The 21771-nt window shown below is 63.9% G+C and carries 17 protein-coding genes and 1 tRNA gene; 8 read left to right on the forward strand and 10 right to left on the reverse strand.

What is annotated here, in order from left to right; all coding sequences use genetic code 11:
- Positions 1-11: 11 nt before the first annotated feature.
- The 3 genes from GA566_RS11380 to GA566_RS11390 all read right to left on the reverse strand — a co-directional run bounded on the left by GA566_RS11380 (position 12) and on the right by GA566_RS11390 (position 4615).
- Positions 12-1514, reverse strand: a complete 1503-nt coding sequence (locus tag GA566_RS11380; protein ID WP_160472788.1) for a DEAD/DEAH box helicase — start codon at positions 1512-1514, stop codon at positions 12-14.
- A 392-nt stretch (positions 1515-1906) separates the two neighbouring features.
- Positions 1907-2902: a tripartite tricarboxylate transporter substrate binding protein gene (locus GA566_RS11385; protein ID WP_160472789.1), complete on the reverse strand. Its 996-nt coding sequence runs from the start codon at positions 2900-2902 to the stop codon at positions 1907-1909.
- Between the two features lie 69 nt (positions 2903-2971).
- Positions 2972-4615 carry an acyl CoA:acetate/3-ketoacid CoA transferase gene (locus GA566_RS11390; protein WP_160472790.1) on the reverse strand — a complete coding sequence of 548 codons (1644 nt, stop codon included), beginning with the start codon at positions 4613-4615 and terminating at the stop codon, positions 2972-2974.
- Between the two features lie 158 nt (positions 4616-4773).
- On the opposite strand from GA566_RS11390, the gene GA566_RS11395 reads away from it, so the two are divergent.
- Positions 4774-5580 carry an IclR family transcriptional regulator C-terminal domain-containing protein gene (locus GA566_RS11395; protein WP_160472791.1) on the forward strand — a complete coding sequence of 269 codons (807 nt, stop codon included), beginning with the start codon at positions 4774-4776 and terminating at the stop codon, positions 5578-5580.
- A gap of 204 nt (positions 5581-5784) precedes the next feature.
- Here the strand turns inward: GA566_RS11395 and GA566_RS11400 are convergent, their stop codons facing one another.
- On the reverse strand, positions 5785-6393 hold the full coding sequence (locus GA566_RS11400; RefSeq protein WP_160472792.1) for a glutathione S-transferase family protein: 609 nt from the start codon (positions 6391-6393) through the stop codon (positions 5785-5787).
- A gap of 245 nt (positions 6394-6638) precedes the next feature.
- Between GA566_RS11400 and GA566_RS11405 the strand changes: the two genes are divergently transcribed.
- Genes GA566_RS11405 through GA566_RS11420 form a run of 4 tightly spaced genes read left to right on the forward strand, consistent with a single transcriptional unit; the run spans position 6639 to position 10700 of the window.
- Positions 6639-7622 (forward strand): 2-keto-3-deoxygluconate permease, encoded by a 984-nt coding sequence (locus tag GA566_RS11405; protein WP_137925761.1) that lies wholly within the window; start codon positions 6639-6641, stop codon positions 7620-7622.
- A complete protein-coding gene (locus GA566_RS11410) occupies positions 7619-8836 on the forward strand; it encodes a four-carbon acid sugar kinase family protein (protein ID WP_160472793.1) in 1218 nt (405 codons plus the stop codon). Before GA566_RS11405 ends, GA566_RS11410 begins: the two co-directional genes overlap by 4 nt.
- A gap of 26 nt (positions 8837-8862) precedes the next feature.
- Positions 8863-9864: a 4-hydroxythreonine-4-phosphate dehydrogenase PdxA gene (pdxA, locus tag GA566_RS11415; RefSeq protein ID WP_137925759.1), complete on the forward strand. Its 1002-nt coding sequence runs from the start codon at positions 8863-8865 to the stop codon at positions 9862-9864.
- A 59-nt stretch (positions 9865-9923) separates the two neighbouring features.
- Complete coding sequence (locus tag GA566_RS11420) at positions 9924-10700, forward strand: DeoR/GlpR family DNA-binding transcription regulator (RefSeq protein WP_137925758.1); 777 nt, start codon at positions 9924-9926, stop codon at positions 10698-10700.
- A 95-nt stretch (positions 10701-10795) separates the two neighbouring features.
- Here the strand turns inward: GA566_RS11420 and GA566_RS11425 are convergent.
- Positions 10796-10874 (reverse strand) — tRNA-Ile (locus GA566_RS11425).
- 16 nt (positions 10875-10890) lie between these two features.
- Positions 10891-13173, reverse strand: coding sequence for an RNA polymerase sigma factor RpoD (gene rpoD, locus GA566_RS11430; protein ID WP_137925757.1), 2283 nt, complete (start codon positions 13171-13173; stop codon positions 10891-10893).
- Positions 13174-13255: 82 nt separating this feature from the next.
- On the opposite strand from rpoD, the gene GA566_RS33665 reads away from it, so the two are divergent.
- Entirely contained in the window at positions 13256-13570 is a 315-nt protein-coding gene (locus tag GA566_RS33665; RefSeq protein ID WP_370459289.1) for a hypothetical protein, read from the forward strand.
- A gap of 96 nt (positions 13571-13666) precedes the next feature.
- Here GA566_RS33665 and dnaG read toward each other — a convergent pair whose 3' ends face one another.
- The 3 genes from dnaG to GA566_RS11450 form a co-directional block, all read right to left on the reverse strand.
- Positions 13667-15505 carry a DNA primase gene (dnaG, locus tag GA566_RS11440; RefSeq protein WP_137925755.1) on the reverse strand — a complete coding sequence of 613 codons (1839 nt, stop codon included), beginning with the start codon at positions 15503-15505 and terminating at the stop codon, positions 13667-13669.
- Between the two features lie 230 nt (positions 15506-15735).
- Positions 15736-16185, reverse strand: a complete 450-nt coding sequence (locus GA566_RS11445; RefSeq protein WP_160472794.1) for a GatB/YqeY domain-containing protein — start codon at positions 16183-16185, stop codon at positions 15736-15738.
- Between the two features lie 48 nt (positions 16186-16233).
- Positions 16234-17463: an NAD(P)/FAD-dependent oxidoreductase gene (locus GA566_RS11450; RefSeq protein ID WP_160472795.1), complete on the reverse strand. Its 1230-nt coding sequence runs from the start codon at positions 17461-17463 to the stop codon at positions 16234-16236.
- A gap of 150 nt (positions 17464-17613) precedes the next feature.
- Between GA566_RS11450 and tsaD the strand changes: the two genes are divergently transcribed.
- Together tsaD and GA566_RS11460 are read left to right on the forward strand one after the other, a co-directional pair.
- Positions 17614-18642, forward strand: coding sequence for a tRNA (adenosine(37)-N6)-threonylcarbamoyltransferase complex transferase subunit TsaD (gene tsaD / locus GA566_RS11455; RefSeq protein ID WP_137925752.1), 1029 nt, complete (start codon positions 17614-17616; stop codon positions 18640-18642).
- Positions 18643-18759: 117 nt separating this feature from the next.
- Positions 18760-20787 (forward strand): alkaline phosphatase, encoded by a 2028-nt coding sequence (locus tag GA566_RS11460; protein WP_160472796.1) that lies wholly within the window; start codon positions 18760-18762, stop codon positions 20785-20787.
- 64 nt (positions 20788-20851) lie between these two features.
- Here the strand turns inward: GA566_RS11460 and folE2 are convergent, their stop codons facing one another.
- Positions 20852-21655 (reverse strand): GTP cyclohydrolase FolE2, encoded by an 804-nt coding sequence (gene folE2 / locus GA566_RS11465; protein WP_137925750.1) that lies wholly within the window; start codon positions 21653-21655, stop codon positions 20852-20854.
- Positions 21656-21771 lie beyond the last annotated feature (116 nt).

A 21771-nucleotide genomic window follows, 5' to 3' on the forward strand; every position in this document is an offset into this window, starting at 1 on the left:
CGCCTGAAGCGTCAGGACTTGCGCGGTACGCCGCCGAGCAACGCTGCAACGGGACGCTTGGGCGCCTGACGGCCACGCGTCAGCGCAGCAGCAAGTTCGTCTTCCGTCTTCGGTGCTGGCGTGTAGTTGCCCGACGGCTCGTACGGACGCGAGAAGAACGGATCGTCGGACGGACGGAACGCCTGACGCCCGTTTGGCTCGGTACGGCGGCGGCGCGTGGTCGATTCTTCCTCGGTGGCGCCATTCTCGCGCGGACGGCGCGTTTCGGTGCGCTGGCGGCGACGGTCGGATTCTTCCTGACGGGCGCGCTCGCCAGTCGGGTCGAAGCCGTCGAGCGTGCCACGCGGCACGGCGCGCTTGATCAGCTTCTCGATATCGGCCAGCAGGCGATCATCGCTGCCCGGCACATAGATCGACAGCGCATCGCCGCTGGCGCCGGCGCGGCCCGTACGGCCGATGCGGTGCACATAATCTTCGGCGCTGAACGGCAGATCGAAGTTGATCACGCACGGCATGGCGGGGATGTCGAGGCCACGCGCGGCCACGTCGGTAGCCACCAGCGCATCGATCGTGCCCGTCTTGAAACCCTCGAGCGTCTGCATGCGCTCGGTCTGTGTCTTGTCGCCGTGGATCGCCGCGGCGTTGATGCCCTCGCGCTCCAGATGGCGTGCCAGTCGCGAGCAGCCAATCTTGCTGTTCACAAACACGATGCATTGCTTGGACTGCTGGGCGTCGGCGCGCTGCTTGAGCAGGTGCACCACTGCAGCTTGCTTGTGACCGTCCTGCACCGGGTACACGATCTGGCGCACGTTCTCGTTCGTCGAGTTGCTGCGTGCTACTTCGATCGTGACCGGCTGCTTGAGGTAGCTCGAAGCCAGCTTCTTGATTTCGGGCGAGAACGTGGCCGAGAACAGCAGCGTCTGGCGTTGGGCCGGCAGCAAATTGATGATGCGCTGCAGATCCGGCAGGAAGCCCATGTCGAGCATGCGGTCCGCTTCGTCCAGCACCAGCATCTGCACTTGCGACAGGTTCACCGACTTCTGCTGCACGTGATCGAGCAATCGGCCCGGCGTGGCGACGAGGATTTCCACGCCACGGCGCAGCGCCTCGGTCTGCGGGTTCATGTCCACACCGCCGAACACCACCGTGCTGCGCAGGTCCGTGTGCTGCGCGTAACGCGCCACGTTGTCGTAGACCTGATCGGCGAGTTCGCGCGTCGGCGTCAGCATCAGCGCGCGCACCGGATGACGGGCGGGCGATGCACTGGCATTCGACAGCGGCAGCAGCCGCTGGATGATCGGCAGCGCGAAACCTGCCGTCTTGCCCGTGCCGGTCTGTGCGGCACCCATGACATCCTTGCCCAGCAGCACCACCGGAATGGCCTGCGCCTGGATCGGCGTGGGCTTGGTGTAGCCCTGGTCGGTCAAGGCGCGCAGGATACGCGGATCCAGCCCGAAGCTTTCGAACGTCTGCTCAGCGGTTGGGGTCTGGTCTGGGGTGGTGGTCATCGTCATCTATGGTGTGTCAGTCTCGGCGCGGAGCCGGGGCAACGGACACGCGTCTATACGGTTCGCGGGCAGCAGATCGCGTCGCCAACCCGGCGAAAAGATGCGAAAAGATGAATTGCCCGGAAAATCAAAGACTTGGATTCTACCACCAGACTAAGAGGGGTGGGCAGCGGGCGCAAATGGGAGTATTGGGGGCTGGGGTGTCAGGGGTGTGACGTGTTCCCGTCTCCTGCACTACTTTTTTTGCTCCCCTCTCCCACGAAAGTGGGAGAGGGGTTGGGGGAGAGGGCTGGAGGTTCTGCTTGACTACGTGTCGCAATTTGAACTGCTGGCCCTCTCCCCTGCCCCTCTCCCGCAAGCGGGAGAGGGGAGAAAATCCAAGGCGAAGTCAAACAGGCTCAATCACTCTTGATCCCGTTGTCCTTGATCACCTTGCCCCACTTGGCGTAGTCGTTCTGCATGCGGGTCGTAAGCTGGTCGGCAGGCAGGAATGACGCCACCGTACCGGCGCCCAGCATCTTCTGCTGCACGGTCGCGTCGGCCAGCGCGCCCTTGAGGGCGTCGGAGAGTTTGGCGACGATGTCCTTGGGCGTGCCGGCCGGTACGAGCAGCGCGCCCCACGACGAGGCATCGAAGCCCTGGAAACCCTGTTCGGCCACGGTCTTCACGTCGGGCGTGAACGACACGCGCTTGATCGATCCCACAGCAATGGGCCGCAGCTTGCCAGCCTTGATGTGCGGCAGTGCAGCGATCATGTCCGAAAACATCATCGGCACCTGTCCGGCCAGCAGGTCTGAAATCGCCGGCGCGCTGCCCTTGTAAGGAACGTGCTGCACGTCGAAATGGCCCAGGTTCTTGAGCAGTTCCGTCGACAGATGACCGAAGCTGCCATTGCCCGCACTCGTGTAGTTCATCTTGCCCGGCTGGGCCTTGGCCCTGGCGATGTACTGCTGCAGGTCGGTCACGTCAGGCAGCGACTGCGGATTGACCACCATGACGATCGGCAACTCGTAGGCGTTACCGACGGGCGTGAAATCCTTGAACACGTCGTAGCCCTTGCGCGGCAGCAGGTGCGGCGCCAGCAGCGTGGGCGTAGCCAGCATGACGAGCGTGTAGCCATCCGGTGCCGACTTGGCGGCAGCATCGGCACCGATGGTGCCCGACGCGCCGGGACGGTTATCGACGACGATGGTCTGCTTGAGCGTCTCGCCCATCTTCTGGCCGATGATGCGCGCGGCGGTATCGGTCGGGCCGCCTGCCGGGAACGGCACGATCAGCTTGATTGGCTTGTCCGGGTAGCTCGGCTGTGCGAAGGCGGCAATCGACGCGAACGGCAGCAGCGCAGCCAGCGCGAGCGTGGACAGCGCCAGGCGGCGCGGTTGACGGTGTTGCATGTTGTTTCCTCCATATATGCCGGCGCGATCATCGGGCGCCGGCTGATTCTGTGATCGTTTGTGTGGCGCTCAGAGCTTCATCACACCCGGCTGGAACAGTCGTGCATCCATCTGGCGCAGGTTGTCGGCCACGGCCACCGGGGTGGCGCACTGGTCGAGCACATCGCGCTGCAGATCTACGCCAGGTGCGATTTCCACAAGCGTCAGACGCGGCTCGCCAGATGCATCGGCGCGCATCTCGAACACCGCGCGCTCGGTCACGTAGAGCACGGGGATACCGAGCGACGCCACGTAGGGACCGTTGAAACTCAGGTGCGAGACTTCGGGCACGATCTTTTTGACGCGCCCTTCCTTCGTAATCGTCAGCCGGCCATCTTCGGCGCGGATCTCCAGTCCGCCAGCCGTCAGCGTGCCCATGAACACCACGGCCCGAGCGCTCTGCGTGATGTTGATGAAGCCGCCCACTCCAGCGATCAGCGCGCCCTCGCCTTCACCGAACTTGCTGACGTTCACGTTGCCGTGGCCGTCCAACTCGGCCAATCCGAGGATGGCAAGGTCGATGCCGCCGCCTTCGTAGAAGTCGAATTGCGCGGGCTGATCGACCACGGCTTCCGGATAGGCCGATGCGCCAAAGCTCAGTCCGTCCGCTGGCGTGCCGCCGATCGGCCCCGCTTCCACGGTCAACGTGAAACCACCGAGTCCGGCCTGATGCGCCAGCGCGCCCACGGCCGCTGGCATGCCCACGCCGAGGTTCACCACGCGCGGGCTGCGCGCTGCGAGTTCCATCACGGCGCGGCGCTGCACGATGGTGCGGGCGTCGAGCGGTGCCGATGCAGCAGGCAGCAATTCGGCTTCCTTCGCTTTCTCGGCGGCGTCAGCCGCTTCTCCCCGCCACGGGCGCACGTAGGCTTCGTTGTACGCCTCGGCAAAGGTCATCTGGTGATGAGCCGGTTCCTCGCTAACCACGACGTAATCGACGAGGATGCCGGGCACGTGGATGGCCTGCAGCGTCTCGTGATAATCGACCAGCGACTCCACCTGCGCGATCACGATGCCGCCCGAGTTGTGCGCGGCCTGCGCCATCGCCAGCAACTCGTGATGGAACGCCTCGCGATGCGTACTCAGGTTGCCGCGCGTATCCGACGCCGTGCAGCGGATCAGTGCGCAGTCGATGCGGAAACTCGGATAGAACAGGTATTCGTCGCCACGAAAATCCACGGCCTCGACCCAGTTGGCCGTGCCGGCCGCGATGGCCTCGCGCGCCCGCGCGTTGACGGCGCCGCCGTGATAGCGGGAATCCTGGGCCGTGCGTGGATCGACAAAGGTGTGCAGCCCGATCTTGGTCAGCACGCCGGGCTTGCCGCCGGCAATCGCACGATACAGATGGGTCAGCACACCCTGCGGCAAATTGAAGCCCTCGCACTGCTCGTTCATGGCGAGCGTGGCGAGGCGCGTGGCCGAACGCCAGTGACCGCCCACAATGGCACGGCTCATGCCGGCGTTGCCGAAGTGATTCACCCCGCGCGCACCGCGATCGCCCTGCCCTGCGGAATAGACCAGCGTCAGATCGCGTGGCAAGCCATCGCGCAGAAAGCGCTGCTCCAGCGCCTCGGTCACGCCTTCGGCATGGCCCGCGCCGACAAACCCTGCACTGGCCACGGTCCAGCCGGTCTGGACAAGTGCCGCCGCCTGCGCGGTGGTGATCACCTTCATGCCTGTCTCCTGCATCTTGTCATGTCGTGGTTTCTACCGATCCACGTACTACACACAAATCGCGAACAATTGTTCGGGAAACGCCTATCATACGGATCGCACGGCCAGACGCAAGTCCGGTCTGACCCGCAGATCCCCCCTATTTCACTCATTCGCCCATGCCGCGCAGCCAGGCCACGCCAGCCGACGACACGCCCGAGATTCCAAAAAAGGAAGAACTGCTCGACTCCCTGACCAAGGGCCTGGCCTTGCTGCGGCTTTACGCCAGCGGTGTGGACCGGCTGACGATGCAGGACGTGGCCGAGCAGCTCGACGTGACGCGCGCCGCCGCACGCCGGCTGCTGCTGACGCTGGCGCACAACGGCTATCTGGCACAGGAGGGGCGGCAGTTCGTGCTGACGCCCAGGGTGATGGATCTCGGCTATGCCTATTTTGCGTCGATGAACCTGCCGCAAATCGCGCGCCCTTATTTGCAGGCGCTGTGTGCGGAAGTCAGCGAAAGCTGCTCGATCGGCATGCTCGACCGCGATGCGGTGGTGTTGGTGGCGCGCGAGGAACCCAGCCAGTTGCTGCGCGTGGACATGGCGATCGGCCGGCGCATGCCCGCCTATGCACACTCGCTCGGGCGCGTGCTGCTGGCAGGACTCGACGAGGCCACCCGCAGCGCCTATCTGGCCGATGCCGAGCTTCGCAAGCTGACACCGTTCACCATCGATTCGCACAAAGTGCTGGGCCGAAAGCTGGAACAGGTCGCTGCGGATGGCTACTGCACGCTGATCAGCGAACTGGCCGATGGCTTTGCAGGGGTCTCGGTGCCGCTGCACGACCAGACCGGCAAGGTGGTGGCAGGGCTCGGCATCAGCATGGTGCTGGGCAGCCGTGACCAGGCGTATCTGGAGCAGCATTTCCTGCCGCCGCTGCAAGCTGCGGCACAGAAGATCGAGACAATTCTCAAAGCGCGGTAAACGCTTATCCCGCTTCAGAATGAAAGAGCCCCGCTGGCCGGGGAGGTCGCGGGGCTTGAAGTGGTAGCGGAGCAAGGATCCTGTTGCCCCGCCACAATCTTGATGCATGACACCCGCCACCACATCACCCGATTGTGGGGATCTTTGTGCGCGAACGCACAAGAACGCACCCCCATGTCGCGGGGACTGCGCACCGTTGTCAGATCAATCGTGCGGCAACGACGAGAAAGACGAAAAACGCTCCACGGCTGCGGTGTACGCGGCCAACGCCGGATGTTGCGCCGGATCGACGTGACCGGGCAACAGCGCCTGGGTGAACGTCCAGACCACTGCAGCGGTCAACCCTGCCTGATCCACATCGCCTTCCTTGGCGGGCACGGGCAGCGTGGCCACTTCATCCTCCAGCAGCGCAAAGGCGCTGGCACACTGACCATTCACACGCTCCACCCAAGGCTGATGCACCTTCTCGGAGGGACGCAGGTTGTGCTCGTACACGTTCTGCACTGCCTTTTCGCACGCAGCCAGCGCCAGGCCAATGGTCCGCAGCGCGCGTTGCCGATGCGCGATGTCCGCCGGCATCAGGCTGCGACCGGCCAGCGTTTCTGCATAGTCGATGATGAGCGTCGAATCCATCAACACCACGTCGTTGTCGCACACCAATGTGGGCGCCTTGACCACGGGGTTGATCGCGCGAAACTGCTCGAACGTGCGGAACACCGAGACGGATTCGTGCTGGAACGGCAGCCCAAGCAATCGCATCGAGATGGCGGCGCGGCGCACGTAGGGGGAATCGAGCATGCCAATCAGTCTCATGATGTACCTCGGTTGTGGGCAGTGTGGTTCGGAAAGAGTGACGATTATCCTTCACGGTTCGCGATTGCGTGTCGTGCGAGGGTTCTATCGGGGACATCACTTTTTGACCACTTCAATCAGTTTTATGATCGAACTAGTCAAATCCAACGGTTTCGCCTACACTGCCGCCCAGGATTGATCGATTCGATCAAATACCTGCCCGAAACAAACAGGCGCCGCCACCCCACGCGGCGGGAGACGAAAAAATGCAGATTCATATCAAGCGCGCCATCGAGCGCGTACCCGGCGGCATGATGATCGTGCCGCTGCTGATTGGCTCGCTGGTGGCGACTTTCGTACCGGACGGCCCGAAGTTCTTCGGATCATTCACCAACGCGCTGTTCACGGGTGCGCTTCCGATTCTGGCGGTGTTCTATGTCTGCATGGGCGCGAGCATCAACATCAAGGCCACGCCGTATATCGTCAAGAAAGGCGGCGTACTGTTTGCCACCAAGGTAGGCACCGCCATGCTGCTGGGCGTGGTCCTGGGCCACTTCCTCGGTGAAGCGCCAATCAGCGCCGGCATGTTCGCCGGCCTCTCCACGCTGGCCGTGGTCGCCGCAATGAACGACACCAACGGTGGCTTGTACATGGCGCTGATGGGCCAGTACGGCAAGCCGGAAGACGTGGGCGCCTACAGCATCATGTCGCTGGAGTCCGGCCCGTTCCTGACGATGGTGACGCTGGGCGTGGCAGGTCTGTCGGCCTTCCCGTGGCCGACGCTGGTCGGCAGCATCCTGCCGCTGATGCTGGGCATGCTGCTTGGCAACCTTGACCGCGAAATGCGCGATTTCCTGAGCAAGGCCGTTCCCGTGATGATCCCGTTCTTCGCGCTGGCACTGGGCGCTGGCCTGGACCTGCACAAGGTGTGGCAAGCCGGCATGCTGGGCCTGGGCCTCGGCGTGGCCGTGGTGGTCATCACCGGCTTCACGCTCTACATTGCCGACCGCCTGAGCGGCGGTACCGGCGTCGCTGGCGTGGCCGCCGCGAGTACGGCAGGCAATGCCGCCGCAGTGCCCACGCTCGTTGCCGCAGCCAATCCGATCTATACCGAAGCCGCCAAGCACGCCACCATACTTGTGGCCGCCTGCGTGGTGGTGACCGCCGTGATGACGCCGCTGGTGACCGCATTCGTGGCACGCCGTGCGGCCAATCGCGAAAACGCCGCGCTGGCCAGGAACGCTGCATGAGCTGGCTGATCATCGCCGACGATCTGTCTGGCGCCGCCGATTGCGCAATCGGATTCGCCGCGCATGGTGCGCGCGCCGTCGTCACGCTCGATACGCCGCCAGCAGGCCGCACACCGTCCGATATCGTCGCGACCGATGTAGACAGCCGGCGCCTGCCGCCCGCCGATGCCGCGGCCCGCAATATCGAAGCGTGGCGTAACGGACAGGCACCGGGCCGGCGCCTGTACAAGAAGATCGACTCCACGTTGCGCGGCAACTGGGCTTCCGAGACAGCTGCACTGCAGCCGATGGCCGGGCTGGCCATTGTCGCTCCGGCCTTCCCGGCCACGGGCCGCACCACGCAGGATGGCCGCATGTTCGTGAAGGGCCAGCCGCTCGAAGACACCGACATCTGGCGTACGGAAGGACTGACCGGGCAGGCGGATATGGTCGCGCTGCTCACGGCCCAAGGCCAGCGCACCGCGTGCGTTTCGCTCCGCACAATCCGCGCTGGCGTGGCCGCCGTGCGGTCGCAACTCGAAACCTGTGTGGCAGAAGGTTACAACGCCGTAGTCTGCGATGCAGAGATCGAGCAGGATCTGGTAACACTCGCTGAAGCGTCGATCGACCTTGGCACGCCCACGTTCTGGGTCGGCTCCGGCGGATTGGCACGCGCGCTGGCGGCGGTCTCGCCGGTGAGCGGCAGTCCGGAATCCACGGCAACGAGCCGACATACCGGCCCGGTGCTGACGCTGGTCGGCAGCATGTCGGGCATCTCGGGCAAGCAGGCCGCCTATCTGTGCGATCAGACGGGCATGACATCGCTGGTGGTGCCGCCACAAGTACTGCGCGATGGCGCAACCCATCACGACTGGACCGCTACGCAACGATCGCTGGCCGAGGTGCTAGGCGCGAATCGCGACCTCCTCGTCAGCATCGGCCGTGACGACGCCTTCGACCCATCAGAAGGTCCAAAATTGTCATCCGCACTGGCGCAACTGGTGTTGCCTCACTTTGCACTGGTCGGCAGCCTGATTGCCACCGGTGGCGAGACGGCCCGCGCCATGTTGTCCGCCGCAGGCATCGACGCGTTGCGGCTGCAGCGCGAAGCCGAGCCCGGCGTACCGCTATCCGAAACCACAGACACTCCCGCCCGGCGCGTGGCCACCAAGGCCGGCGCGTTTGGCACCGAAGCAGCGCTATGGCTGGCCTGGCAAGCCATGCGCGAAGACTGAATTCGCCCCACAGGAACGGCTACACAATGAGCAACTACATTCCGGTAATCGGCATCACGATGGGTGATGCCACGGGCGTTGGCCCCGAAATCGTCGTCAAGAGCCTGGCCCACGCCAGCGTCTACGCCCAGTGCCGCCCCCTCGTAATCGGCGATGCACGCCGGCTCGAACAGGCGGCAGTACTGGTGAACTCGACGCTGAAGATTCGCGCGATTGCCACGCCCGACGAAGCCCGCTTCGAGTCCGGCACCATCGACTGCATCGACCTGGGCCTGATCCCGGAAGACCTGCCGTTCGGCAAGCTCTCCGCCGTGGCCGGTGACGCCGCGTTCCGCTACATCGAGCGCGCGGTGCAACTGGCGCAGCAGGACAAGATCGACGCGATTTGCACCGCGCCGCTCAACAAGGAAGCCCTGCACGCGGGCGGCCACAAGTTCCCGGGCCATACCGAGATGCTGGCGCACCTGACCGGCACGCCCGAGGTGTCGATGATGCTGGTGGCGCCGCAACTGCGCGTGATCCACGTGACCACGCACATCGGCCTGCTCGACGCCATCCGCAAGATCGAGCCGGGCCTCGTGCAGCGCACGATCGCCCGTGGCGACGAGACGCTCAAGCGCGCCGGCATCCCTGCTCCGCGCATCGGCGTGTGCGGCATCAACCCGCATGCGGGCGAGAACGGCCTGTTCGGCCATGGCGAGGAAGAGCAGAAGATCATTCCCGCCGTGGAAGCACTGCGCGCGCAAGGGCTGGACGTGGAAGGGCCGCTGCCCGCCGACACGCTGTTCTATCGCGCCGGCCGGGGCGACTTCGATCTCGTCGTGGCGATGTATCACGACCAGGGCCACGGCCCGGTCAAGGTGCTGGGCCTGGAGGCCGGCGTCAACATCACCGTGGGCCTGCCGGTGATTCGCACTTCGGTCGATCACGGTACCGCGTTCGACATCGCCGGCAAGGGCATCGCCGACGAACGCAGCCTGCTCGAAGCCCTGCGCCAGGGCGCGGAACTGGCCACCCGCCGGGGCTGAGCACCCCTGCACTGCTGTAAGATCGGGGGTCCTTGCGATCCCCTTTTTCTTTCCCTGCCATGAAAGCCGTCGACCGCCGCCGCGCCATCCTCGAACTCGTGCTTGCAGGCGAGGATGCCAACGTGGAACGCCTGACGGCGAGCCTCGGCGTATCGGAAGCCACGGTACGGCGCGACCTCACCGCGCTCGCCCGTGAAGGCCGCATCGTCCGGACCTATGGCGGCGCTGCGGCGCTGATGCAGGTTGGCGGCCACGAGCCCGAAGCCTCGCTCGAAGAGCGCAAGGCACTGCAGCGCGAACAGAAGGAATCCATCGCCCGCCTGGCCGCGAGCTTTGTGCAGGACGGCGACGCCGTGCTGCTCGACAGCGGCACCACCGCCGCCGCCCTCGCCCGCCTGCTGGCCGCACGCGAAGACCTGCACGTCTACACTACCAACCTGCTGGCTGTCACCGCACTGGCCGGTCTGCCAAAGGTCCGCGTGACCCTGATCGGCGGCGATGTACGCCCATCGAGCATGGGCACCTTCGGCCCGCTCGCCCAGGTGGCGCTGTCGCGCATCAGCGTTGACAAGGCATTCCTCGGCGCCGACGGCGTGGTAGCCGGCGTGGGCCTCTGCGAAGCCAGCGCCGAACAGGCATACCTCAAGGAATGCATCATCCGCCAGGCCGCGGACATCTTCGTACTGGTTGATTCCACCAAACTCGGCCGCGCCCGACAGCAACACTGGACCCCGCTCGAACGCGCCTGGACCCTCGTCACGGACAGCAGTGCCACCCCGGCCCAACTGGAACCGTTCCACGCGTTGAAACAGGTGAAGGTGGCAGTGGCGAGTTGATCCGAGCAAAAGGACAGGACAAAAAAAGGGGCTACGGCGATAACCGTAGCCCCTTCTTTCTGACTGCCTACTGTCTACTACCTACTGCTATAAGTTGGTGGGCCTCCCGTGAGTCGAACACGGCACCAACGGATTATGAGTCCGCTGCTCTAACCAGGCATGAGCTAGAGGCCCATGAAAGGCGTACTGCTTAGTTGCCTTCCAGGAAGCTCTTCAGCTTGTCCGAGCGGCTCGGGTGGCGCAGCTTGCGCAGTGCCTTGGCCTCGATCTGACGGATACGTTCGCGCGTGACGTCGAACTGCTTGCCCACTTCTTCCAGCGTGTGGTCCGTGCTCATTTCGATACCGAAACGCATGCGGAGCACCTTGGCTTCGCGCGGCGTCAGGCTGTCGAGCACGTCCTTCACCACGTCGCGCATGGAACCATGCAGCGCCGCTTCGGCGGGGGCCAGCGTGTTCGTATCCTCGATGAAATCGCCGAGATGGGAATCGTCGTCGTCACCGATCGGCGTTTCCATGGAGATCGGTTCCTTCGCGATCTTCATGATCTTGCGGATCTTGTCCTCGGGCATTTCCATCTTTTCGGCCAGCGTTGCCGGATCCGGCTCGTTGCCGGTTTCCTGCAGGATCTGACGCGAAATGCGGTTCATCTTGTTGATCGTTTCGATCATGTGAACCGGAATACGGATCGTACGGGCCTGGTCGGCAATCGAGCGCGTGATGGCCTGGCGAATCCACCACGTGGCGTACGTGGAGAACTTGTAGCCGCGACGGTATTCGAACTTGTCCACAGCCTTCATCAGGCCGATGTTGCCTTCCTGGATCAGATCCAGGAACTGCAGGCCACGGTTCGTGTACTTCTTCGCGATCGAGATCACCAGACGCAGGTTGGCCTCGGTCATTTCGCGCTTGGCTTCACGGGCACGGCGCTCGCCTTCGGACATCTTGCGATTGACGTCCTTCAGTTCCTTGAGCGGCAGCACCACGCGGGCCTGCAGGTCGATCAGCTTCTGCTGCAGTTCGTGCACGGCTGGCACATTGCGCTCGACGATCGTGCTGTAACCCTTGTGGTCGGCCACGATGGTCTGGATCCAGTCCAGGTTCGTCTCGTTGCCGGGGAAACGGGCCACGAAGTCCGAACGCGGCATTCCGCACTTGTCGACCACGATGTTCAGGATCGAACGCTCAAGCTTGCGCACTTCGTCCACCTGGCCACGCAGCGTGTCGCACAGGCGCTCGACGTTACGGGCAGTGAAGCGAATGCCCATCAGCTCGGCCTGGATCGCTTCCTGGGCCTTCACGTACGGCTTCGACTTGTAGCCTTCCTTCTCGAAGGCACGGCGCATCTTGTCGAACTGCTCGGCGATGATGCGGAACTTCTCCAGCGCGGCAACCTTCAGTTCCTCGAGCTGGCGAGCGGACGCGCCTGCGCCAGCGGCACCGTCGTCGTCTTCTTCTTCGTCACCGTCCTCGCCGTCTTCCTCGGACTCCTCGTCTTCCTCGACTGCCGCGGCAGCCTGGGCCGGCGTGGTGTCCTGGACTTCCTCGGCGTTCGGATCGATCAGGCCGTCGACGAATTCGTCGATCTTGATCTCTTCGTTGGCCACGCGCTCGGCGTGGGCCAGGATTTCCGAGATCGTGACCGGGCAGGCGGAAATGGCCATGACCATGTCCTTCAGGCCGGCTTCGATCCGCTTGGCGATTTCGATTTCGCCTTCGCGCGTCAGCAGTTCGACCGTACCCATCTCGCGCATGTACATGCGGACCGGGTCGGTGGTGCGGCCGAATTCGGAATCGACGGTCGAGAGCGCGGCTTCGGCTTCTTCTTCCGCCTCTTCCTCGCTGGTAGCCGACGGAGCGTTGTCGTTCAGCAGCAGCGTCTCGGCGTCCGGCGCCTGTTCGTACACGGCGATGCCGATGTCGTTCAGGGTGGCAACCAGCGTATCGATCGTTTCCGAATCGACCATGTCGTCCGGAAGGTGATCGTTGATTTCGGCGTAGGTCAGGTAACCACGCGACTTGCCCAGCTTGATCAGCGCCTTCAGCTTCTGGCGGCGAACTTCCAGCTCTTCTTCGCTGCCCGCCTGGTTGGACGAGGCAAACTCCTTGAGCAGTGCCTTTTCCTTGGCCTTGCGGTCCTTGGCTTTCTGCTTTTCGGTCTTGGGCGCAGCGGCGGGAGTTGCCGGCGCGTCGTTGTCGTATAACTCTTCAGTCACGTCTTCGCTGGTGCTGTCGTCTTGCTGCATCTCGGCCTTGGGCTTGCGGCCGCGCTTTTTCGGCTCCGGCTTGACGGCCGGGGCGGCGGGCTGCTCGGATGCAACGGATGCGGGAGTTGCGGCACGGGCCTTGGACACGGCAGCCTCCGCTGCGCCTGCCTTGGCGCTGCTGCTCCGGGTGCCGGCCGTCGTTGCCGCACGTTTGCTCTCGACTTCGGTATTCTGCTGTTTCGCCACGGTGATACTCTTACCTTTCACTGGTGCAGCAGCCTGAAGGCCGCTTGTATTGGCGCTCTTGCCGCTCTCGCGTGCCGAAGTCGAGGGCTTGGTATTTTCGGATATGCGATTCCTGACGGAAGCGGTTCCGGCGGGCGCCGAAGCGCTTCGCACGGTTTTTGCTGGCGCAGACCGGGCTGATGTCGTCCTGACTGACGCGGTCGATGTCTTCGCCGCCGTTGTTTTCACGGACGCTTTGCCGCTCCCTGATTGGGGAGCTTTGGAGGGCGCCTTAACGGCTACCCTTTCGGTTGCTTTGGCCTTTGCCATTGGCACGCTCACTTTCGCCAGTACTGGAGAGAAAGATTTCGCAATCCAAACCGGGCATTGTAGCACGTCACCAATCCCCGGCTTCCTGTCAGGTGGGGTTTTCACCTGATAAATCAAGGCTTAAGCGTTTAGACCCCGGATTCTTCGCATAGTTGGGGCCACGTACCGCCGGGCTCAAGCCAAAAAATCGCGCTGCTGTGCTGCCTTAATTTTCCGCGGTCGCGGGACGCCATCCCATCTGGCGCCGGCGCTGCACCTCGCCCGCCAGCCACAGGTAGCGTTGCTTCGTCTCGGCATCGGCTGTCCCGCTCATCACGGCGGGTTCCAGTGCCTTCTGCTCCCTTTCCAGTGGATCGGCCAGCAGCTTGAAGATGGCGCCTTCGAATTCTAGTGCCGCCGCCTCCACTTCGATATCTTCTTTAAGCACAGCGGCGCGTGCCGTGGCGTAGACATCGGCGTAGGGTGTCTGAGCCAGTTGCTCGCTGAATGCCGCGAAATTCACTTCGCCCTCGATGCCATCGCACGCCGCCACGAGGTGAGCCAACACTTCTGTTTCCGGCCGATGGGGATCAAGCAGCAGCGCGCGGGCATCGCCATCGAGCTGTGCGGCCAGCGCCGGATGGTTCATCAGGAGCTGGATTACTCGCTGCTCCAGCCCGGTTGGCGCCTGACGCCGTGCCCGCGGCCGGGGTTGCGCGAAGCGGCCGACCCGCGACGGATCGCTGCCGAGTCCACAAACCGCCTCGATTTCCGCAGGGGTCGTCCCTGTAGCATCGGCAAGTTCCCGCACGATCTGTAGCCGCAGGCCGCCCGCCGGCATGGCCTGGAGCAGCGGCTTGGCCTCGAACTGCGCCCGCGCCCGACCCTCGGGCTGGCGCATGTCCTGATCCTCGGTGACCACTTGCAGCAAGAAGCGCGACAGCGGCATCGCGTTCTGCACTTCACGCGCGAAGGCGTCGGTGCCCTCTTCACGGACGTAGCTGTCGGGGTCGTGCTCGGCAGGCAGGAAGAGGAAGCGGATAGTCTTGTTGTCTGCCAGGTGTGGCAGGCACGCTTCAAGTGCACGTCGCGCCGCACGGCGGCCAGCCGCATCACCGTCGAAGGAAAACACCACGGCGTCGGTCTGGCGCAGCAGCTTCTGCACGTGGACCGGGGTACATGCCGTGCCCAGCGTGGCCACGGCATTGGCAAAGCCCAACTGGGCCAGCGCCACCACGTCCATATAGCCTTCCACCACCAGCACGTAGCCATTCTCACGAATCGCGTGACGGGCTTCGAACAGACCATAAAGCTCCGTTCCCTTGCTGAAGAGCGGCGTTTCCGGTGAGTTGAGGTATTTGGGCTCGCCCTGGCCCATTACCCGGCCGCCAAACCCGATCACATTACCCTTGGTATTGCGGATGGGGAACATGATCCGGTCGCGAAACCGGTCGTAACGGCGGGGCTTGCCATCGGCATCCCGCTTGTCCTGGGATTCGATCAGCAGACCGTTCTCGACCAGCGGGCCGGCAATCGCGTCGTCCCGATAGCTGCCGAAGATGGATTCCAACCCCTGCCAGTCGTCCGGTGCGTAGCCGAGGCCGAACTGGGCGGCGATCTCGCCCGTCAGGCCGCGCCCTTTCAGGTACTGGATAGCCTGCGGCGCACCGCGTAGCTGCTTCTTGTAGAAATCCGTGGCGCGCGTCATCGCGTCGCTCAGCGCCACCGAGCGGGCCTGTTGCTCAGCCCGTTGCGCGGGCGGCAGGCTGTTTCGCTCCTCGGGCACGGACAGGCCAACGGATTGCGCCAGTTCGCGCACGGCCTCCGGATAGGAACTCCCCGAGAACTCCATCAGGAAGCCGATGGCCGATCCGTGGGCACCACAGCCGAAGCAGTGATAGAACTGCTTGGTCGGCGACACCGTGAATGACGGGGATTTCTCGTTGTGAAACGGGCACAGCCCCATGAAATTGGCGCCGCCCTTCTTCAACTGCACGTACTTACCCACCACGTCGATAATATCGACGCGGTTGAGCAGGTCCTGAATGAAGGATTGCGGAATCACCCGGCTGACCGTCCTGATGCCATGGCCTGCCGGGTATGCCGGTGGCCTGTTCTAGTTAATGCGTGACCGGTACGACGCCCGGCCGTGATTCGAATCATTGTAGTGCAGCCGCAACGCCGTGCCGGTCTTTACCGACATCACCCGCCAAGTCCCGTCAACGCGGCGGCATTCTCACGGATCGCAACTGCTAATCATGCTTATCACTGACCTGACGGTCAATCGCTTCAAGGTTACTTCGGGGCCAATGCCGCCTTGACGAGTCCAGACACTGCCGTCATGTCTGCGCGACCGGCCAGACGTGCCTTGACCAGTGCCATCACCTTGCCCATATCCTGCGGGCCAGTGGCGCCGGCTTCCTTCACGGCGTTCTGGACTTCGGCGGCCACTTCGGCCTCCGACAACTGGGCCGGCATGTAGGCCACCAGCACATCCACTTCGGATTTTTCCTTTGCGACCAGATCATCGCGGCCAGCCTGCTCGAACTGGCTGATCGAATCCTTGCGCTGCTTGATCATCTTGTCGATGACGGCCGTGACTGCCGCATCGTCCAGTTCCACACGCTCATCGACTTCGCGTTGCTTGATCGCCGCCAGCAGCAGGCGGATCGTGCCCAGGCGGTCGGTCTCACGGGCACGCATGGCGGCCTTCATGTCATCGTTGATGCGGGCTTTGAGGGACATGGCAATCTTCCGGAAAATATGGAGTGAACAGCGGTCGAGCAGTTTACCTTATCGGGACGCCTCGGCAGCGGCTTCACCGGCGGCCACGGCTGACGCCCAGGCCCACTGGAAGTTATAGCCGCCCAGCCAGCCGGTCACGTCGACCACTTCACCGATGAAGTACAGCCCTGCCACCTCGCGCGCCATCATCGTCGCCGACGACAGTCCGCGCGTATCCACGCCCCCAAGGGTGACCTCGGCCTTCTTGTAGCCTTCCGTACCTGAAGGAACCAGGCGCCAGCGATTCAACGCTTCGCCCAGTTGGCGCAGCGCGCGGTCAGGCATGTCGGCAATGGATTGGCCTTGGCCGCCGTGCAGGCCCACAGCCTCACACCACGCATCGGCCAGCCGGGACGGAAGGCGCTCGCCAAGCAGGTTGTTCAAGTGCTTCTTACTGTTTTTCTTGTGGCCGATCAGCCATTCTGCAGCATCCTCGCCGTCGAAGAGGTCTACCTCGATGTGCGTGCCGGGACGCCAGTAACTCGAAATCTGCAGCACGGCCGGACCGGAGAGTCCTCGGTGAGTCCAGAGCAAATCCTCCTTGAACGCGCCGGCTGTCTTGCCGCTGCCCGTGGAGATATCGACTTCCATCGATACCCCAGCCAGTGGCACGAAAGGCTGCCATGCCTGGCCGTCGAACGTCAGCGGCACCAGTGCGGGGCGGGTCTCGATCAACTTGAGTCCAAACTGCTTGGCGATGCGGTAACCGAAGTCCGTCGCGCCGATCTTCGGGATCGACAACCCGCCCGTCGCCACCACCACTGCGCCAGCGCGCACCTCGCCTTGGGTCGTCAACAGCAGGTAATCATCGCCTTCCTTGCGGATTTCCTCGATCGTGCAGCCGGTCTGCCAATGGACGCCACCTGCGTCACACTCGGCGCGCAGCATGCAAATGATGTCCTCGGCGCTATCGTTGCAAAACAACTGCCCGCGATGCTTCTCATGCCAGCCGATGTCGTAGCGACGAATCAGGCCCAGGAAGTCCTGCGGGGTATAGCGCGCCAGCGCGGAACGGCAGAAATGGGGATTCGACGACAGGTAGTTGGCCGGCCCGGCCTGCAGATTCGTGAAATTGCAGCGCCCGCCGCCTGAAATACGGATCTTCTCGGCCAGCCGCGTGGCGTGGTCGATCAGCACCACGCGCGCGCCGCGCTGCCCGGCCACGGCGGCACACATCATGCCGGCCGCGCCCGCGCCCAGCACGGCCACATCGAACCGCTCCTTCCTGCCCTGTGTCATAACGTCCCTTGAAGAAGCCGCGATTGTAGCGAATGGCGGCGGCGCCAGCGCGTCGGGTGCGGGTGTGCTACCCTGCTGGCCTTCCGTTTTTTGCCGGCACAATGGCTGCAGTTGCAGACCAAAACGGGCTGGCGGCACCAGAATCTCCCCATGCTTGTCCTCGGCATCGAATCCTCCTGCGACGAAACCGGGCTGGCCCTCTACGACACCGAGGCCGGACTGCTCTCGCACGCGCTCTACTCGCAGATCGCCATGCACCGCGAGTACGGCGGCGTCGTGCCCGAACTGGCCTCGCGCGACCATATTCGCCGCGTGCTGCCGCTGTTGCAGCAGGTACTGGACGAGGCCGGGCGCAAGCGCGAGGACATCGACGCCATCGCCTTCACGCAAGGCCCCGGTCTTGCCGGTGCGCTGCTGGTGGGCGCCTCGGTCGCCAATGCACTCGGCTTTGCGCTGGGCGTGCCCATGGTGGGCGTCCATCACCTGGAAGGACACCTGCTGTCGCCACTGCTGACCGATGCGCCGCCACCCTTCCCGTTCGTGGCGCTGCTGGTTTCCGGCGGCCACACCCAGTTGATGGAAGTGAAGGGGATCGGCGACTACGCACTGCTCGGCGAGACGCTCGACGATGCCGCCGGCGAGGCGTTCGACAAGACCGCCAAGCTGCTGGGCCTCGGTTATCCGGGCGGCCCGGAAGTGTCTCGTCTGGCCGAATTCGGCAATCCAGGTTCGTTCGAACTGCCGCGCCCGATGCTCCATTCGGGCAATCTCGATTTCTCGTTCGCAGGGCTCAAGACAGCGGTGCTGACGCAGACCCGCAAGCTGGGCAATGCCTGCGAGCAGGATCGCGCCAACCTGGCGCGCTCGTTTGTCGATGCCATCGTCGATGTGCTGGCCGCCAAGTCGTTCAACGCGCTCAAGCAGACCGGCCACAAGCGATTGGTGGTGGCCGGAGGCGTAGGTGCCAACCGCCAGTTGCGCGAGCGTCTCGACGAGATGGGCCGCCGCCGCAAGGTGGAGGTGTTCTACCCCGACCTGGCCTTCTGCACGGATAACGGCGCGATGATCGCCTTTGCCGGGGCCATGCGCCTGCAGGCGGCGCCGCAACTGGCGCAGCACGAATACAGCTATGGCGTGACGCCGCGCTGGGATCTGGCGGACATCCGGCTGCCGGTCTGAGTTGGTGGCAGCCCTCTAATCTGGCTCTCCGCCCCGGGGCCGGACACATGGCGGTCACATCGCCACCGAACAATTTGCGTTTCCCGCATCACATCCCACAAAGACGAGGAAACGCAGATGGATCGCCGCAAGTTCCTGAAATGGGGCAGTTTCGTTACCGTGACGGTGGCCACTACGGGCCTGGCCGGCTGCGGTGGCGACGACGATAACAACACCCCCGCCCCCACCACGCCGCCGGTTACCAATCCCGGCACTTCCTACAAGTTCGATCAGGGCGTGGCCTCGGGCGATCCGAAACCCGACAGCGTCATGCTGTGGACGCGCGTGGCCGGTGCCGGCGCCGGCCAGAGCGTCAGCGTGCGGCTGCAGGTATCCGCCAACGCCGATTTCAGCACGCTCGTCGTCGATAGCACACTCAATGCGCTGCCCGACTGGGACTACACGCTGCGCAACAAGGTCACGGGCCTGACGGCCGGCACGACCTACTACTACCGCTTCATCGCCGGCAGCCAGACCAGCCCGGTGGGCCGCACCAAGACCGCGCCGGCCGCCGGCACGCCGCTCTCGCAGCTCAAGTTCGCCTTCATAACGTGCCAGGACTGGAGCGTAAATCACTGGGCCGGCATGGAGGAACTGGTCAGCGAGGATCTCGATTTCATCGTCCACATGGGCGACTACATCTACGAGACCGTCGGCGCCGTGTTCCAGACAGGCAAGGTGGAAAGCCGCCATACGCAACTGACGCTGCCGAACGGCACCGCCACCGCCGATGGCACCTACGCCACCACGATCGACGATTACCGCTACCTCTACAAGTCGTATCGCAGTGATGCCCGCCTGCAGGCACTGCATGCACGCTTTCCGGTGATCGGCATCTGGGACGACCACGAGTTTTCCGACGATTGCTGGCAGGACCACCAGACCTACACGGCCGCCGACGATGCCGACCCACGCACGGCCCGCCGCCGCGCCGCCAGCCAGGCATGGTTCGAATTCATGCCGGCCGATGTCAGCTTCGACCAGGCCGATACGTCGTTCCGCAATATCCAGATCTACCGCTCATTCACGTTCGGTAATCTCGCCATGCTGGTGATGACCGACGAACGCCTCTATCGCGCGGACCACGTGATCCCCGAGCAGGCAGCCGGCAGCAGCATCGGCAGCCGCTACTTCGTGCCGAAGGCCACGTTGGCTGGACTCGAAGCGAGCAAGATCAGCGGCGCGGGTGGTGCGCTGACGCCGGTGTCGATCCTCGGCGATACGCAGCGCGCGTGGTGGCAGCAGCAGATGGCGAGTGCCTCGACGACGTGGAAACTCTGGGGCAACGAGGTCTCGCTGCTGCGCATGCAGATCGATGGTACGCAAGCCATCGCCGCATTGCTCGCCAGCGGCCTGGTGCAGGCGAACAGCGCGCTCGCGCCGCTGCAAACGGGCATGATCGGCGCACTGGTGGCCGACCTGACCACGGCCAAGGGCGATGGCACCTATCCGACGCCGGCCTATGCCTCGCTCAAGGCGTACTTGCTGACCAATGCGGGCATCTCGAACGGCGTGTTCGACGCAGGCATCGCCCCTGTGCTCAACGCCGCCCTGCCCTCGGTGGCGCTACTGGACAAGTACATCCTCAACGCCGATCAGTGGGATGGCTACAACGCCGAGCGCAAGGCCATGATGGCCTTCCTGAAGAACGGCAGCATCAAGAATGTAGTGGCGCTGACTGGCGATATCCACGCGTTCTTCGCCGGCCCGGTGATGGACGACTACGACGCCACCACGCCGGTGCCCGTGATGGTGGATCTTGTCACCGCTGGCCTGTCGAGCAACTCGTTCCAGAGCTACTTCAAGAGCGTGGTGGATAGCGATGCGGCATTCAAAGCTGCCGCGCCGCTGATCTACACGACCGACTCCAGTGGCACGGTCACCAACACCTTCAACAGCACGCTGACGACGTTCAATCCGTGGCTGAAGTATGTGAATACGGACGCGCAGGGGTATGCGGTGGTGACGTTGACGGCGTCGAAATTGAGCTGCAGCTTCCGCAAGCTCAAGCCGCTGGCGAACGGCGTGGCGCCTGCGCTGCCGGCAACGGAGAGTGTGAAGGTGGTGGAGGTTGCGGCAGGGGTGCCTGCGGTGACGGTGGTTTGACCTGCTGATGGCATTCTCCCCTCTCCCGCGTAGCGGGAGAGGGGAGCAAACAAGCAGCGGGCGATCAGTCGACGCGCTTGTCGCGCTCGATCACAGCATAGGCACTGTGATTGTGGATCGACTCGAAGTTCTCGGCTTCCAGCGTGTACGCCACGATGCGCGCATCGGCATTGAGTCGCATCGCAATATCGCGCACGAGGTCCTCGACGAACTTCGGATTTTCGTAGGCGCGCTCCGTCACGAACTTCTCGTCGGGGCGCTTCAGCAGGCCCCACAGTTCGCACGACGCTTCTTCCTCAGCCATGCGCACCAGCGTTTCCACGTCGAGGTCGCCGGCCAGCTCCACCTTCATGGTGATGTGCGAGCGCTGGTTGTGTGCGCCGTACTGCGAGATCTTTTTCGAGCACGGGCACAGGCTGGTCACCGGCACCAGTGCGGTCAGGAACAGGCGGGTCTGACCATCGCGTTTCTCGCCGATCAGCGTGACTTCGTAATCGAGCAAAGACTGCACGCCCGAGACCGGCGCGGTCTTGCTGATGAAGTACGGGAACGTGACTTCGATACGGCCGGCGTCGGCTTCCAGGCGCACGAGCATATCGTCGAGCAGCGCGCGGAACGCTGCAAGATCCAGCGGCGCGCGGTTGTCTTCGAGCAATGCCACGAAGCGCGACATGTGTGTGCCTTTCTGGTCAGCCGGCAGGCGTACGTCCAGCGTGAACGTGCCAACCGTGGCCACTGCGCCGGCCGGCGTCTTCAGCGTCAACGGATAGCGCACGCCTTTCACGCCAACGCGCTGGATCACGATCTGGCGGGTATCGACGCTCGATTGCACGTCGGGCATGACAAAGGCGGGATTGATGTCATTCATCTACGGTTTCCTCCAGGACGCCAGCCGGGGCGTGGCAGCCATCCTTACGGTCGCGGCGTTTTTCGCAGGATTTATTCTCCACGCCGCGCAACGAGTGTGAAACGACGGGTCCATGT

This window comes from Cupriavidus sp. SW-Y-13 (assembly GCF_009793345.1).
Taxonomy (GTDB): Bacteria; Pseudomonadota; Gammaproteobacteria; order Burkholderiales; family Burkholderiaceae; genus Cupriavidus.

What these genes read in the sequence shown, in the direction of transcription:
- GA566_RS11395 (WP_160472791.1), top strand. Translation starts at nt 4,774, where the DNA reads ATGCCGCGCAGCCAGGCCACGCCAGCCGACGACACGCCCGAGATTCCA.
- folE2 (WP_137925750.1), bottom strand. Translation starts at nt 21,655, where the DNA reads ATGAATGACATCAATCCCGCCTTTGTCATGCCCGACGTGCAATCGAGC.
- GA566_RS11390 (WP_160472790.1), bottom strand. Translation starts at nt 4,615, where the DNA reads ATGAAGGTGATCACCACCGCGCAGGCGGCGGCACTTGTCCAGACCGGC.
- GA566_RS11405 (WP_137925761.1), top strand. Translation starts at nt 6,639, where the DNA reads ATGCAGATTCATATCAAGCGCGCCATCGAGCGCGTACCCGGCGGCATG.
- GA566_RS11400 (WP_160472792.1), bottom strand. Translation starts at nt 6,393, where the DNA reads ATGAGACTGATTGGCATGCTCGATTCCCCCTACGTGCGCCGCGCCGCC.
- GA566_RS11410 (WP_160472793.1), top strand. Translation starts at nt 7,619, where the DNA reads ATGAGCTGGCTGATCATCGCCGACGATCTGTCTGGCGCCGCCGATTGC.
- GA566_RS11445 (WP_160472794.1), bottom strand. Translation starts at nt 16,185, where the DNA reads ATGTCCCTCAAAGCCCGCATCAACGATGACATGAAGGCCGCCATGCGT.
- GA566_RS11380 (WP_160472788.1), bottom strand. Translation starts at nt 1,514, where the DNA reads ATGACGATGACCACCACCCCAGACCAGACCCCAACCGCTGAGCAGACG.
- GA566_RS11420 (WP_137925758.1), top strand. Translation starts at nt 9,924, where the DNA reads ATGAAAGCCGTCGACCGCCGCCGCGCCATCCTCGAACTCGTGCTTGCA.
- GA566_RS11450 (WP_160472795.1), bottom strand. Translation starts at nt 17,463, where the DNA reads ATGACACAGGGCAGGAAGGAGCGGTTCGATGTGGCCGTGCTGGGCGCG.
- GA566_RS33665 (WP_370459289.1), top strand. Translation starts at nt 13,256, where the DNA reads ATGCGATTCCTGACGGAAGCGGTTCCGGCGGGCGCCGAAGCGCTTCGC.
- pdxA (WP_137925759.1), top strand. Translation starts at nt 8,863, where the DNA reads ATGAGCAACTACATTCCGGTAATCGGCATCACGATGGGTGATGCCACG.
- GA566_RS11385 (WP_160472789.1), bottom strand. Translation starts at nt 2,902, where the DNA reads ATGCAACACCGTCAACCGCGCCGCCTGGCGCTGTCCACGCTCGCGCTG.
- tsaD (WP_137925752.1), top strand. Translation starts at nt 17,614, where the DNA reads ATGCTTGTCCTCGGCATCGAATCCTCCTGCGACGAAACCGGGCTGGCC.
- GA566_RS11460 (WP_160472796.1), top strand. Translation starts at nt 18,760, where the DNA reads ATGGATCGCCGCAAGTTCCTGAAATGGGGCAGTTTCGTTACCGTGACG.